The organism is Salicibibacter cibi, from assembly GCF_016495865.1.
Taxonomy (GTDB): domain Bacteria; phylum Bacillota; class Bacilli; order Bacillales; family Marinococcaceae; genus Salicibibacter; species Salicibibacter cibi.
The window spans coordinates 1,195,866-1,209,083 of the sequence record NZ_CP054706.1; the positions used below are offsets into that span (position 1 = coordinate 1,195,866).

Annotated in this window: 11 protein-coding genes, 1 tRNA gene and 1 pseudogene; 6 read left to right on the forward strand and 7 right to left on the reverse strand. The window is 45.1% G+C overall.

The window, feature by feature from the left end; translation table 11 throughout:
- Positions 1 to 21: 21 nt before the first annotated feature.
- A complete protein-coding gene (locus tag HUG20_RS06060; RefSeq protein ID WP_200089168.1) occupies positions 22 to 945 on the reverse strand; it encodes a hypothetical protein in 924 nt (307 codons plus the stop codon).
- Between the two features lie 234 nt (positions 946 to 1,179).
- On the opposite strand from HUG20_RS06060, the gene lepB reads away from it, so the two are divergent.
- Complete coding sequence (lepB, locus tag HUG20_RS06065; protein WP_246476559.1) at positions 1,180 to 1,719, forward strand: signal peptidase I; 540 nt, start codon at positions 1,180 to 1,182, stop codon at positions 1,717 to 1,719.
- A 163-nt stretch (positions 1,720 to 1,882) separates the two neighbouring features.
- On the forward strand, positions 1,883 to 3,055 hold the full coding sequence (yhbH, locus tag HUG20_RS06070; RefSeq protein ID WP_200089172.1) for a sporulation protein YhbH: 1,173 nt from the start codon (positions 1,883 to 1,885) through the stop codon (positions 3,053 to 3,055).
- Positions 3,056 to 3,352: 297 nt separating this feature from the next.
- On the opposite strand, the gene HUG20_RS19415 is transcribed toward yhbH, so the two are convergent.
- A complete protein-coding gene (locus HUG20_RS19415) occupies positions 3,353 to 3,484 on the reverse strand; it encodes a hypothetical protein (RefSeq protein WP_281392523.1) in 132 nt (43 codons plus the stop codon).
- Positions 3,485 to 3,875: 391 nt separating this feature from the next.
- Between HUG20_RS19415 and HUG20_RS19105 the strand changes: the two are divergent.
- Positions 3,876 to 5,776, forward strand: a pseudogene (locus tag HUG20_RS19105) (penicillin-binding transpeptidase domain-containing protein).
- A gap of 966 nt (positions 5,777 to 6,742) precedes the next feature.
- On the opposite strand, the gene HUG20_RS19940 reads toward HUG20_RS19105, so the two are convergent.
- The 4 genes from HUG20_RS19940 to msrA form a co-directional block, all read right to left on the reverse strand.
- Complete coding sequence (locus HUG20_RS19940) at positions 6,743 to 6,973, reverse strand: helix-turn-helix domain-containing protein (protein ID WP_425504098.1); 231 nt, start codon at positions 6,971 to 6,973, stop codon at positions 6,743 to 6,745.
- A 78-nt stretch (positions 6,974 to 7,051) separates the two neighbouring features.
- Positions 7,052 to 7,195, reverse strand: coding sequence for a sporulation histidine kinase inhibitor Sda (gene sda, locus HUG20_RS19945; protein ID WP_200089179.1), 144 nt, complete (start codon positions 7,193 to 7,195; stop codon positions 7,052 to 7,054).
- Between the two features lie 499 nt (positions 7,196 to 7,694).
- Positions 7,695 to 7,771, reverse strand: a tRNA-Pro gene (locus HUG20_RS06095).
- Positions 7,772 to 8,050: 279 nt separating this feature from the next.
- Positions 8,051 to 8,584 (reverse strand): peptide-methionine (S)-S-oxide reductase MsrA, encoded by a 534-nt coding sequence (gene msrA, locus HUG20_RS06100; RefSeq protein ID WP_200089181.1) that lies wholly within the window; start codon positions 8,582 to 8,584, stop codon positions 8,051 to 8,053.
- 165 nt (positions 8,585 to 8,749) lie between these two features.
- On the opposite strand from msrA, the gene HUG20_RS06105 reads away from it, so the two are divergent.
- Genes HUG20_RS06105 through HUG20_RS06115 form a run of 3 tightly spaced genes read left to right on the forward strand, consistent with a single transcriptional unit; the run spans position 8,750 to position 12,840 of the window.
- Positions 8,750 to 10,210 carry a phospholipase D family protein gene (locus HUG20_RS06105; RefSeq protein WP_200089183.1) on the forward strand — a complete coding sequence of 487 codons (1,461 nt, stop codon included), beginning with the start codon at positions 8,750 to 8,752 and terminating at the stop codon, positions 10,208 to 10,210.
- 22 nt (positions 10,211 to 10,232) lie between these two features.
- Positions 10,233 to 11,978, forward strand: coding sequence for a phospho-sugar mutase (locus HUG20_RS06110; RefSeq protein WP_200089185.1), 1,746 nt, complete (start codon positions 10,233 to 10,235; stop codon positions 11,976 to 11,978).
- A gap of 16 nt (positions 11,979 to 11,994) precedes the next feature.
- The gene (locus tag HUG20_RS06115; protein WP_200089187.1) at positions 11,995 to 12,840 is read left to right on the forward strand and encodes an arylamine N-acetyltransferase; all 846 of its coding nucleotides are present in this window, start codon (positions 11,995 to 11,997) and stop codon (positions 12,838 to 12,840) included.
- On the opposite strand, the gene HUG20_RS06120 is transcribed toward HUG20_RS06115, so the two are convergent.
- Positions 12,837 to 13,112, reverse strand: a complete 276-nt coding sequence (locus HUG20_RS06120; protein ID WP_246476560.1) for an acylphosphatase — start codon at positions 13,110 to 13,112, stop codon at positions 12,837 to 12,839. The two genes, HUG20_RS06115 and HUG20_RS06120, sit on opposite strands and share 4 nt — an antisense overlap.
- Positions 13,113 to 13,218: the final 106 nt, after the last annotated feature.

A 13,218-nucleotide genomic window follows, 5' to 3' on the forward strand; every position in this document is an offset into this window, starting at 1 on the left:
CCCAACTCGATTTTTTCCTAATCAATGCAGTTCATATACTCCATATTGATGCGGGTAAGGCAGTAGCGGATGAACCGGCAAGAAAAACGACGGAGTTGTCACAGGAGGAATGACGACTTCTTCTTCATTATAGGGGTCAAGCTGGCGAATCACATAAGCTTCATCACGTTCGTCTTCGATATCGACGGGGAAGACGCTATAAATTCGCTCGCTTTCTGAAGCTTCTTCTTCACCTTCATCCTCTTCACCGGAATCGAACGTAAAGGTATGATTTTCTACTTGGTTGGGTGGCTGCCATTCATGGTGGTCCCCATTAATGTAGAATGACTGCTTGTACCCTTGCTCCAATGTGGAGCCACTTTGACTTTCCAATGAAGGATCGATATACAAATGGTATAAACCTCCGGTTTCATAGCCGTCGGTCGGTGGAAGCACTTGAATTTGCGTCGGAGATGAGATCAGAATGACATTGTCTTGCCTTTCATTTTCTTCGTCCACGACATAAATCAAATCATTGCTCACATCCTCCTCCGACACATCTTCATCGAATTCCAACGTCCAGGAATAACGGTCGTGGACGTCAGTGGTCGGAAGCTGTTCGTAAGTTATTCCATTTTTTTCTTCATGTAATCGCACATTTTGGACATCTTCAGGAACTGTCGTTTTTGCCTGTGGGTGGGTTTCTGTGTGCAAAATGCCGTCTTGGTCATCCTGTGGAGGATAAGAGAGTGAATAATCGATGTTCCACCCATGGTCTCCTTCATAAGAATCGACAATGGATATTTGGTACCCTGTATTTGGATGCGGTCCCCAATCAAGCGTCACTTGATCCCCCTCCCGTTCCATCTCGACCGCAGGAGGATGATCGTAAGATACTTGGGAATGGGCAAGCTCGGGAATAGTAAATAAATGGACAAGCAAAATAGAAATGAGCCAACGCTTCATAGTTTTCATTCACCCCATTGGTGCCCTCTTTGATTAGTCGCAAACATAGATAAATGCGTTACATACCTATCCATATTCTTTACAAAAAACAGGAAAAATGCAAGTGAAAAGTCAAAAAGTGTGTAATAAATCGAGGGAAGAAACCGATCCTGCTGAAACACTAATCCAATTTCGTTTGTCGTGCGAATGAATGAATGGTACATTAATAAGTGGAATGAAAATGGGGGAATAGATGTGAACAAGATCGCAAAGGAATTATGGGATTGGGTTGTAACGTTTGCAGTAGTCATTATCATCGTATTCATTGTTCGCACGTTTTTATTTGCAAACTATATGGTCCATGGGGAGTCCATGATGCCGACAATCGAAAGCGAGGAGCGGCTGATTATTAATAAAATTAGTTATGAATTCTCTGAACCGGACCGAAACGATCTTATCGTCTTTAACGCGACCGAGGAAAACGATTATATAAAACGGGTGATCGGGATCCCCGGAGATGATGTGAGCTACGAAAATGATACACTATATATAAATGATGAAGCCGTGGAAGAGCCATTTTTAGACCACGCGTATAACGGAGAAATTACGGAAGATTTTACTCTCGAGGAATTAACGTCCGAACCGGTTGTTCCGGACGATCATTTATTTGTGTTGGGAGATAATCGAAACAATAGCCAGGATAGCCGCAACATCGGTTTTGTTCCATATGAGGATGTAGTCGGAAAAGCGAGCTTCAGGTATTGGCCGCTCAGTGAATTTACATTTATTGATTAAGACCTTTAATGGGTCTTTTTTTTCTTATGAATTAATACAATTCTACGATTTTGCTGCATAGGATGGTATAACACGATGTGTCCGAGGTGTCGTGAAACGGAGTGCCTCCCTCGGTATATAAAAGTTTTCAGTGGCTAGAAAAATCCCAAAGGAGGGGTTTAAGATGAGTAACAATCGGAAGCCATCCTTTGTCATTTCTGAAGAAAATTGGTCCCTCCACAGAAAAGGATACCAAGATCAACGCAGGCATGAAGAAAAAGTAAAGGATGCGATTCAGAAAAATTTGCAAGACCTCGTCACAGATGAAAGTATCGTGATGTCCAATGGCAGGGATATCATTCGAGTTCCCATTCGATCGTTGGATGAGTATAAAATCCGATATAGCGATGACTTGAATAAGCATGTCGGTCAAGGAGATGGGGACAGTGAAGTCGGTGATGTTGTCGCGCGTTCGGGGAAACAAAAAGGGCAAGGCGGTCAGAAAGGGTCGAAGCCGGGGGATCAGGCAGGGGAAGATTACTATGAAGCGGAAGTGTCCATTGCGGATCTTGAAGAAGCGTTGTTTCAGCACTTGGAATTGCCCAATTTACAGCGTAAGGAAGATGATCATTTAGTCGTTGAAGATATCGAATTTAATGATGTGCGTAAACAGGGGCTAATGGGGAACATTGATAAAAAAAGGACCATTCTCTCGGCGTTGAGGCGAAATGCGATGGAAGGAAGAGCGGCCATTAACCCCATTTATCGTGACGACTTACGCTTTAAAACATGGAATGATCGGGAAAAGCCTGAATCGAAAGCGATTATATTGGCGATGTTGGATACGTCCGGTTCGATGGGAAAATGGGAGAAGTACATGGCGCGCAGTTTCTTTTTCTGGATGACGCGTTTTCTGAGAACGAAGTATGAGTCAGTGGAAATTGAATTTATCGCCCATCATACGGAGGCTAAAGTGGTCGATGAAGAACAGTTTTTTTCAAAGGGGGAGAGCGGGGGCACGATCTGTTCGTCCGCTTATGAATTGGCGTTGGAACGGATCGAGCAACACTATGATCCGCAACTGTACAATATTTATCCCTTTCATTTTTCTGACGGAGACAATTTAACATCGGACAATAAGTATTGCTTGCAATTACTAAAGAAAATTATGGAAAAAGCGAACATGTTTGGCTACGGGGAAGTGAATGCGTATAGCCGTCATTCTACGTTAATGAATGTCTTCCAGTCCATTGATGACCCGAGGTTCCGTTATTATATTTTAAAAGAGAAAAAACACGTTTTTAATGCATTACAGTGGTTTTTTCGCAAGGAGCAGGAAAACGCGTTGGCACAATAAAGTGAAACGCCCGTCAGAGAGCTTTTCCTCTGAAGGTTAGTTGAGTGAATCGGTCGCTCGAGTCTGATCTTTACGGTTCCCATAAAACGGTTATGACGCCCGGACGCAGGAGCCGATCGCTTTTTCGGTCGTCATGACGAGTTCATGGCGCCTGCACTTGCACGAATCCGACCTTACCACCGGGATAATCAAAAAGCACGGCCTCAAAGCGAGCGCCGTGCTTTTTTTGGCAGGTCAGAAAGTATAAATCACCTTTCCTACTTGCATAAGTAGGGATTGCTGAACAACATGCAGCTATCAGCTGAAGCCGGGATGCCGCTTCCATGGCTTCGCTTTCCGCGGACGAACGGTCAAGCCTCCTCGCGCAAAACCGGCGCTGTGGGGGCTTGACGCGTCCGTTTTTCCGCTGGAGGCTCGCCATTGCAGCACCGTCCCACCATACGTTGCCAGAAGTGCAAGGGTTTTTTTGCTTATAGGACGGATTTCCTTGCATCCAGCTTTGACAACACCAACGGAAAATGCTTATGTGCCAGTCTTTTTCCGTTATTCAGCAGTCCCTAAATTATCTCAAGATTACATAGGTCTTTTGTTTGAAACAATACGTACATATAGTTACAATCACAACTATGAAAATATTTAAAAGGGGATAAAAATGATGAACATTAATCGAGGAGCACATACGTATTTTATGCGAAATAAAGTACAGATTTTTCTTGGCATGCTCTTCATGTTGGTTCTTGCAGCTTGCTCTGAGGACCCGCAACCTGAAGCGGCTTTTGATACTTATGTGTCAGATTGGGAAGATGAAAACTTTGAAAGCATGTTTGAACAATTGTCTACAGAAACGCTGGAAAATATCTCGTCCGAGGATTTTGTCGACCGGTATGAAGATATTTATGCGGATATTCAAATGAGTGATCTAACCGTACAACCACTCTATCCAGAGGAATGGGACGTGAGCGAAGAAGGGGAGGTTCAATTTCCGATTGACGTATCCATGGAAACGTTAGCCGGAGAGGTTTCTTTTAGCCATGATGTGCAGTTGATTTTGGAAGAACGAGATGATGAGGAAAATTGGTATGTGCATTGGGACCAACAACTTATTTTTCCGGAAATGGACGAGGATGATCATATTGGAGTAAACACTATGGAAGCTGAGCGGGGAGAAATTTATGATCGGAACGAGGATGGACTGGCTATAAACGGAACGGTTTTACAAGTTGGGATTGTTCCGGAGCGTATGGAAGATGAGGAAGAACAATCCATTGAGGATTTGGCTGGGGAATTGGATATTTCGGAAGAGGATATTGAATCACAGTTGGAACAAGAATGGGTGAATGCAGATAGTTTTGTTCCGATCTATACCATGTCGGAAGATGAACAAGATTACATAGAAGATGAATTGTTGGAGGATATCGCCGGAGTCACGTATCAGCCGGAAGAATCACGCGTTTATCCTTATGCAGAATCTGCCGCTCATCTGGTGGGGTATATCCGGGAGATTACAGAAGAGGAATTGGAAGAACTGGAAGAAGAGGGTTACGGTTCACATGATTTACTCGGTGTGACCGGGGTAGAATCCTTGTTCGAAGATGAACTGAAAGGAGAAACAGGTGGAGAGATTTACACTTATGAGGAAGATGCAGAAGAACCGCTGGAAACCATTGATGAAAAGGAACCCATTGATGGTGAAGATCTTCATCTAACAATTGATATGGAATTGCAGGAGAATATTTTTGAGCAATTTGATGATGATCACGGTACAGCAACAGCCGTGAACCCTACGACAGGTGAAGTGCTGGCAATGGTTAATGCACCGGCGTATGATCCCAATGTTTATGTAGCAGATCAGAGTGACGAAATGCATGCTGAATGGGAAGATGATCCGGATCAGCCATTGCTGAATCGTTTCCAATATACGTTTTCACCCGGTTCAACCTTCAAACACATGACAGCCGCCACCGCTTTGGAATCAGAAACAATTACACCCGAAGAGACGTTTGATATCGAGGGACTGGAGTGGCAAATGGATGAATCATGGGGGATTACGAGGTGACACGGGTGACAGATCCTGAAGAACCAGTAGACCTAAGGGATGCCCTCGTGTTTTCGGATAACATATTCTTAGCCCAAACCGCGTTGGAAATGGGAGAGGATACCTTTGCAGAGGGGATCGGGGAGTTTGGTTTTGGAGAAGATGTTCCCTCCACATATCCGGTAGAATCCTCAACATTAACCGAGGATGATACGTTTGAAAATGAGGTTATGCTAGCTGACAGTTCCTATGGCCAGGGGGAGGTACAAATGAGTCCGCTTCATTTATCCATGACTTACACCCCATTTTTAAATGAAGGAGATATGTTGGCACCTGTTTTGTTGACAGAGGACGCTGGCGAACCGGAAGTGTGGAACGAAGATGTGATGGAGCCTGAAACCGCCGATACCATTTTACAAAGTTTAATAGAGGTGGTTGAAGAATCTGATGGTACCGGACATGAAGCACAAGTTTCCGGGAGAACGCTTGCCGGAAAAACCGGTACCGCTGAATTAAAGGAGAGCCTGGAGGATGAAGATAATGATCAATTAGGCTGGTTTGTCGCTTTTGACGCAGACGAGGCTGACTTGCTAGTGACGATGATGCTTGAAGACGTGCAAGAAGATGGGGGAAGCGGTTATGTTGTCCCGAAAGTGGGGGATATCATCGAGGAGTATGAATCATAGGGAAGAATGGGTGCACGCAATGGCAGCTTGAAATTTTGTGCATTTGATACAGATGCCATACAGGGTTGGAGTAGCGATGACTCCTTCCTCTTTTTTTCTTATTTCCACTCGTTTTGAGGACAAAAGTTAGTTCCAAACAAAACGAGTTCCGGCAATCGCCGAAACCCGCATCACATAAGCATTTATCATGGTCGGGATGACAGGAGTTGAACCTGCGATTTTTTCTTTGCGAAAATCGTGTTATCAGACGGGGAAATACATAAAAGACCAGTGCGTGTTTTAGGTAAACACCACGACTCTAATGACCGTGAAGATATCATCGTTTGTTCATGCACAGCTTCGGGTGTGCGAGGATATTATGACGAGCAAGTCAAACTAAAAAAACAGACCACAGTAAGAGGGTCAACACTAAAACATACGGATGACAAACCTCAAATGCAAGTATAAATGCAACACCTTGGGCTAGGCTGTCATTTCCGTGTATCAGCGGAAAGGTTTTCCTTCCCACAGGCTGGCTGGCCCGCCTGTGGGATCGCGGCCTCAAAAGCCTCGTCGGACGTTTGATAGCTCCAAAATCTTTCGCGGTGTCGATCTCCAATGCCCGATGGTTTCGCGGGTGTCTACGTCCGACGCACGTTCGTCGATGCTCGGACCCAGCACCTTTTTGTGCTGACGGGGCTGTCGCTGCTTGTTGGAACGGCGCACGTTCAAATGCAGATCCATGTTCTTCACGTCAAGGAGCCCATCATCGATATAGGCATAAAGGATCCGCGTACAGGGGATCGGAACGTCCCGGTCTCCCTGCGCTTTTGCACGTCCCACGCACACATCCGGGAACCATTTCTCTTGGAGCATTTTCGTTACTGCCCAATCCAGAAACGGACGCGATGCCTCCATTACCCAGCGACGTTTACGCCCGCAGTTCTGCCGGTTCGTTTCATAGACACGCTGGCTCGTGTCGGCAAACTATTTCCGTATGACCTTCAAGTTGGAATCGAGCTGCTCCACGCTTCCCCGGTCCCATTCGCGTTTGATGGTACTCGGAGCCCGACCAAGTTCCCTGGCAATAGCACGAAGACGGAAACCTTGCTTGTGCAGCCCCTGGATTTCGCCATGCTCGGTTTGACTAAGATGTTTGTTCTTACGCTCCACTGTGCTAGAATCGGTGAGAGCCATCGGTAATACCTTCTCGATCATTGGTTGTGGTGACTTTCATGATACACGGTCTTTAAAAGATTTTATCAAACAAAAAACACGAGCCTCAGCCCGTGTTGCTTATAATAATTCATCGTCGTTCAAATCTCGACGATGAATTTCGCTCTTTAAATGCATGATAAAATCTTTGTCTAAATTTAGCTTTTTTGCCTTCTTGTAAGCTTCAATTAGTAATGCATCAGATAAGGTTTTTAAGGTACTCATATTCACCTACTCACAATTGACTAGATTCCCCTCATGCATGCTTCTTAGCGAGCCAGATCAAGAATTCCTTTTCTTTATCTGTTAAATCACGACTAAGATTCTTTTCGAATTCACGCTTTAAATTAACGTATTCAATTTTTTCGGATCCATTATTAAAAGCCATCTAACACCGCCTTACAGACTGGCCTTATAATTAGTTTAAATACCCTAATTTTCAAATAATAAAACACGGGTTATATTCCGTGTTAAAAGAAAGCCATATTCATGCCACTAAGCTTTTTTAAGTAAGAGCGAATTTTTAATTACGTTCCAAGACGTAAGATAACCACCTGAAGAATGTGCGTTCTCATTAATTATAGACGAACATTCGTTTTGTGCAAGGAGGGTTTAATTATGGTATTTAACACTTTATCCCAAAAAAGGTGACCAATTAAACGTATTTTAAACTAAAAACGGGTTTCGTTGATTGCCGAAACCCGCATCACATAAGCATTTATCATGGTCGGGATGACAGGAGTTGAACCTGCGACCCCAAGCACCCCATGCTTGTGCTCTACCAAGCTGAGCTACATCCCGCCGTCTGCTCCATTGCTTATTATAGTATGGATGATAGGATGGGGCAAGTATTTTTTGATCCCGGCATACAAATACTAATAATTCACGACTTCGATGGCGTTATCCGGGCATTTGGACGCCAATGCTTGTGCGAATCGAGCGTTTTATGGCGTCATCGGAGCGTTTGGAAGCCATAAATGAACCGATTGACGCCCGGCAATGGCATCCCCCGAGCCCTTGGACGCCAAAGATCGGCCGATTCACAGCTCCAATGGCGTCATCAGCAACCTCTCCCCAACCTTATTCGATCGCATGCCAATGTGCATGGATGAATGCGTCTCGACCGGATGCAGCGCGATCTTCTTTATACGCTTCCGGTTGTTTTTTGTAAAATTGCTGATGGTTTTCTTCGGCTTCATAAAAAGTTGTTGCCGGTAAAATTTCTGTAACGATCGGTGCCCCGTTAAATTTCCCGCTCTTTTCAATGGCTTCTTTTGACGTTTGCGCTTGATCAAGTTGATTTTTATGATGATAAAAAATTGCGGTTCTATATTGCGGCCCGCGATCATGGAATTGACCGCCGTCATCGGTTGGGTCAATTTGTGCCCAGTAAAGATCCAACAATTGCTGATAAGAGAAACGTTTTGGGTCATATGTGATTTGAACGGCTTCAAAATGGCCGGTATGTCCATTTTTGACACTTTCATAGGACGGGTGATCGACGTGACCGCCCGTATACCCGGAACGGACATTTATGATCCCCGACATTTCCTCAAAAGGTCGCACCATGCACCAAAAACATCCTCCTGCAAAAGTGGCCTTTTCGTATTTCATGGAGTGCACCTCCTCCTATATGTGTCTTTAGTCTAGAAAAAATCATAACATAAGGCTTAAATGAAATCATCATACAACAATTCGTATCTTCCGTGTTAAAATAAGAAGGTACATATTGCTTCATCGATAAAACAGACCGTTTCCACTCTGGAAAGGATGTACGAGATGAAAATGAATCGCAGACTTGAACGGAAACCTTTAAAACGTTATCAAGCCGCGAAGATTATTGGCGTATTCCTCGTTGCCTATGCCGCGGCTATGTTTTATGGCATGTTCAAGCCGCTGCCGCCGAATATCTCTTATGAGGGACGATGGCATGAAGGCACCGCAGCGGAAATTTTGTTTGATATCACACACGAAGAGGATGGGGACATACAAGAGGATCACGAGATCTTTGCACATATTGAACAGATGATTTCGGAAGCGGATGATTTCATCGTCGTTGATATGTTTTTATTTAATGACGAATACGATCCCGATATGTCATTTCCGGATCTTGCTTCTTCGTTTAGTGACCAATTAATTGAAAAAAAGAAAGCGAATCCCGACCTCTCCATCGTCGTAACGACGGATCGCATTAACAGTTTCTATGGCTCACGCACGCCGGATCATATTCAACGTTTGGAAGAAGCGGGCATTCAGGTAATTTGGACGGATGTGGTTCCATTGCGGGATTCCAACGTCATTTATTCCGGCTTGTGGCGCACGGCCTTTCAATGGTTTGGCACCCCAAAGGGTGGGTGGTTGCCAAGTCCATTTGATGCTGAAGCTGAACCTGTCACTGCACGTTCTTATTTGGATGTCTTAAATTTTAAAGCGAACCATCGCAAAGTTGTTATTAATGAAAGGGAAGCGCTCGTTACGTCAGCCAATCCCCATGATGCCAGCGCTCACCACTCTAATGCAGCCATATCGGTAAGAGGGGAGATCGTGAACGATTTTATTGAAAGTGAACGGGCAGTCGCTGAAATGTCAGGAGCGGATGCTACGGCTTTTGAAGCTATGCAGTATAATGGGGAGCAGGATGATTCTACAGACGGCTTAGATACAAAATTAATTACTGAGGGCGCAGTGAAAGAGGAGCTCTTGATGTCGATTGATCGTGCGGGAAACGGAGATGATATTTGGATTGGGATGTTTTATATTTCGGAACGTGATGTCATTCAAGCGCTAAAAGATGCAGCGGATCGCGGGGCAAATATCCGGCTGATTCTTGACGCCAATGATGAATCTTTTGGTCATGAGAGAATAGGTGTCCCTAACCGACCGGTTGCGATTGAACTGCAGGAGTACTCCGAGCGAATAGACGTACGTTGGTACAATACGAGTGGGGAGCAATACCATACGAAAATGTTCTATATGACGGACGGGGATACGTCGGTGGTCAATGGCGGATCAACGAATTACACGCGTAGAAACCTTGATGACCTCAACCTTGAAACGAATGTTATGCTCAAAGCTCCCGTTGATCACGTACTCATGCAGGAAGTCGAAGCTTATTTTCATATGTTGTGGACCAATGATGGAGGCCATTATACCGATGATTTCAATGAGCACGGGGAAGTAGCGATATGGAAGCATTGGTTGTACCGTTTGCAAGAATCGAGCGGACTTTCATCTTTTTAGAAAAAAGAGAGGAGATTAGATCATGCACAAGACGATAGAACGATGGCGGCACGGATTGCAAAATGACCGGCAATTAAGTGCCGAGCTGGAAAGGATGATTCAAAGTGAAGACGAAGGGTCCTTGGAAGATTGTTTTTATCGCACCCTCACTTTCGGAACAGGAGGGATGCGCGGAGAGCTTGGCCCGGGGCCGAACCGGATGAATCGTTATACGGTGCGTAAAGCTGCTTTAGGCTTGGCGCGTTATCTTCACGCAACCGAAGGAACAGCCAGTGTGGTCATTGCGTTTGATTCCCGTACAAATTCAGATCTATTTGCGAAGGAGGCTGCCCGTACCCTCGCAAAAGAAGGAATTAATGTCGACCTCTTTTCTTCGTTAAGGCCGACCCCTATGTTATCGTTTGCCGTACGCGAGCGCGAGGCATCGGCTGGCATCATGATCACAGCGAGCCATAATCCGGCCGAATACAATGGCTTAAAAGTGTATGGCAGTGACGGGGCACAATTGACACCGGAACCTGCCGAAAAGCTCATTGCGTATGTGGAGGCTATAGAGGATGAGCTGTCGATTCCAATTGCAGATGAAAAAGAGATGGAAGAAGGCGGCCTTATCCACACGTTGGCTCCGGAAATGGACCATCAATACATTCGGGCACTTGGTTCTGTTCTCCGGCAGCCAGAGATGGGAAAAAAAAATGGAGCAGCCATCCAAGTCGTATTCAGCCCGCTCCATGGAACGGCGTTGGAACCGTTAAAGCACGCATTTGAAACAAATGGATATACCGATGTACATATTGTGCCTGAGCAAGCAAAACCGGACCCTGGTTTTTCTACGGTGACAAAGCCGAATCCTGAGGAGGGAGAAGCGTTTGCATTAGCAAAGGAACTGGGGAGAAAACAGCATGCGGATTTGTTGATTGCGACTGACCCTGACGCAGATCGCCTGGGCGTGGCCGTTCCCGATAAGCAAGAAGATGGAGGATATCGTCTGCTTACGGGGAATGAGACCGGCTTTCTGCTCCTCGATTATCTGTTGGCACAAGATAGAGAAGGTTTGCCTATCAACGGAAAGGTGCTGAAGACGATCGTCACCTCTGAAAGTGGCCGGGCACTCGCCGATCATTACGGTGTAACATGTGAAGATACATTGACCGGCTTTAAATTTATCGCAGAGAAAATGAAGCGTTTTGAAGATGGCGCGGAGGACGGAACATTCCTATTTGGATATGAAGAATCGTATGGATACTTGCTCGCCCCGTTTGTGCGTGACAAAGATGCCATACAGACGGCGTTGGTAATAACTGAGATGGCCTTATCGGAAAAGCAAAAGGGAAACACGCTTACGGAAAAATTAGCAAGTCTTTACGAAAGTTTCGGTTATTACCGGGAGGGAATTGAATCAATAACGTTGAAAGGGAAAAAGGGAGAGGAACAAATCGAAGCGTTGCTTGCATCTTTTCGCACGCAACCGCCCGTATCTTTTGGGGAAGGGCAAATCGTTTCCGTCATCGAAGATTATGAACGAGGCGAGGCGGTCACTGTGAATAACGGGAGGCAAACTCCAATTCATTTACCTGCTTCGAATGTGCTTAAGTACAAATGTGAAGATGAATCGTGGGTATGCGTAAGGCCTTCGGGAACGGAACCGAAAATGAAATGTTATTTCGGAGTGAAAGAACCGAATCCCTCTGCGGCTCATCAAGCACTTGCGGAACTTCGAGAAGCCGTCATGGCCGACATTAATCTGCGATTATCCAACTTTAATTGAAAGAAAGCGCCAGGTGATGGAAATGGAATGGGTGCATGATTACTTAAGATTAATGGGAATGTCCGAGAAACAAGCATCTACGCCTTATTTAAAGCATTTATTAAACGCACATCGACATGTCTTTCCTTTTGAAAACATTGGCAAACTTGTTTTTCATGATCAGGCATGTGTAACAGAAGATATTGAACGTTTTCTGTGGCGTCATCGGTGTTTTCATACGGGGGGGACGTGCATTACCCTCAATCTGCAATTCTCGAAACTATTGGAAGCCTTAGGTTTTCAGGTGTTTTTCCTTAAGCCGGGCGGAGATCACATGGCTCTGCTGGTTTTGGCACCTGAAACCGGAGAACCCCTCTATGTAGACGTCGGAACGCCTGTTCCGCTTTTAACTCCATTGCCGTTAAATAAGCATAAACAGACACATGTCCCCCTCTTTGCAGGAGAAAAAGTAATTTTGATGGCTGGAGATAAAGAAGGGGAGTACACATATATCCGTACGATTGCAGACCGAATCGTGGATCGAAAATGGGCCTTTTCCATTGATCGCTGTTACCAACTTCCTGATTTTCAAGACACGATCCGCAAGTCTTATCAACCTGATGCCCAATATATGCAACAACTGCGTTGTGAAAAATGGTGCGCACGGAAAAGGCGTATGTTGTCATTAAAAAATAAAGAATTGACGATCCGCACGCATAACGGAGGAAAAATAAAAAGAAGGATGAAATCGCGAAAGGATTTGTCGGAAGTTCTCGCAGATACATTCTCCCTTCCTAAACTTCCGGCAGACAAGGCGATGGACAAGCTGGAAGAAAGCGGTCATTTGCTTTGGGATCAGGAACGCCATATTTCTTCTTTTTAACGGCGAATGGAAAACTGCCGGTCGTGTTGAACGTCAGCCCCGTCCTCAACTTCAACGCGTTCCACACGTGAAAATGCATTCCCCTTTTTGACCATCTGGATAAATTGTTCAACTTCGGTTTTTTCGCCTTCTGCTGCGATTTCTACTGCACCATCTTTACGGTTTCTCACCCAGCCGTAAAGGTGGTTTTTTTCTGCTGCTTCTTGCACAAAGTTACGGAAACCGACGCCTTGAACAACGCCATAAGCAATTGCGTGAATGCTTGTCATCATTTGATTCCTCCTATGGTTAACTAACTCTCGACTCTCTTCTGCAATACCTCCCATGGATGCTCATCAAACATGTGATGCATTCCCGAGCCTCTACGCACATATAAAT

What these genes read in the sequence shown, in the direction of transcription:
- HUG20_RS06060 (WP_200089168.1), bottom strand. Translation starts at nt 945, where the DNA reads ATGAAGCGTTGGCTCATTTCTATTTTGCTTGTCCATTTATTTACTATT.
- msrA (WP_200089181.1), bottom strand. Translation starts at nt 8,584, where the DNA reads ATGAAATACGAAAAGGCCACTTTTGCAGGAGGATGTTTTTGGTGCATG.
- HUG20_RS06120 (WP_246476560.1), bottom strand. Translation starts at nt 13,112, where the DNA reads ATGATGACAAGCATTCACGCAATTGCTTATGGCGTTGTTCAAGGCGTC.
- HUG20_RS06105 (WP_200089183.1), top strand. Translation starts at nt 8,750, where the DNA reads ATGAAAATGAATCGCAGACTTGAACGGAAACCTTTAAAACGTTATCAA.
- HUG20_RS06115 (WP_200089187.1), top strand. Translation starts at nt 11,995, where the DNA reads ATGGAAATGGAATGGGTGCATGATTACTTAAGATTAATGGGAATGTCC.
- yhbH (WP_200089172.1), top strand. Translation starts at nt 1,883, where the DNA reads ATGAGTAACAATCGGAAGCCATCCTTTGTCATTTCTGAAGAAAATTGG.
- sda (WP_200089179.1), bottom strand. Translation starts at nt 7,195, where the DNA reads ATGAGTACCTTAAAAACCTTATCTGATGCATTACTAATTGAAGCTTAC.
- HUG20_RS19940 (WP_425504098.1), bottom strand. Translation starts at nt 6,973, where the DNA reads ATGATCGAGAAGGTATTACCGATGGCTCTCACCGATTCTAGCACAGTG.
- HUG20_RS06110 (WP_200089185.1), top strand. Translation starts at nt 10,233, where the DNA reads ATGCACAAGACGATAGAACGATGGCGGCACGGATTGCAAAATGACCGG.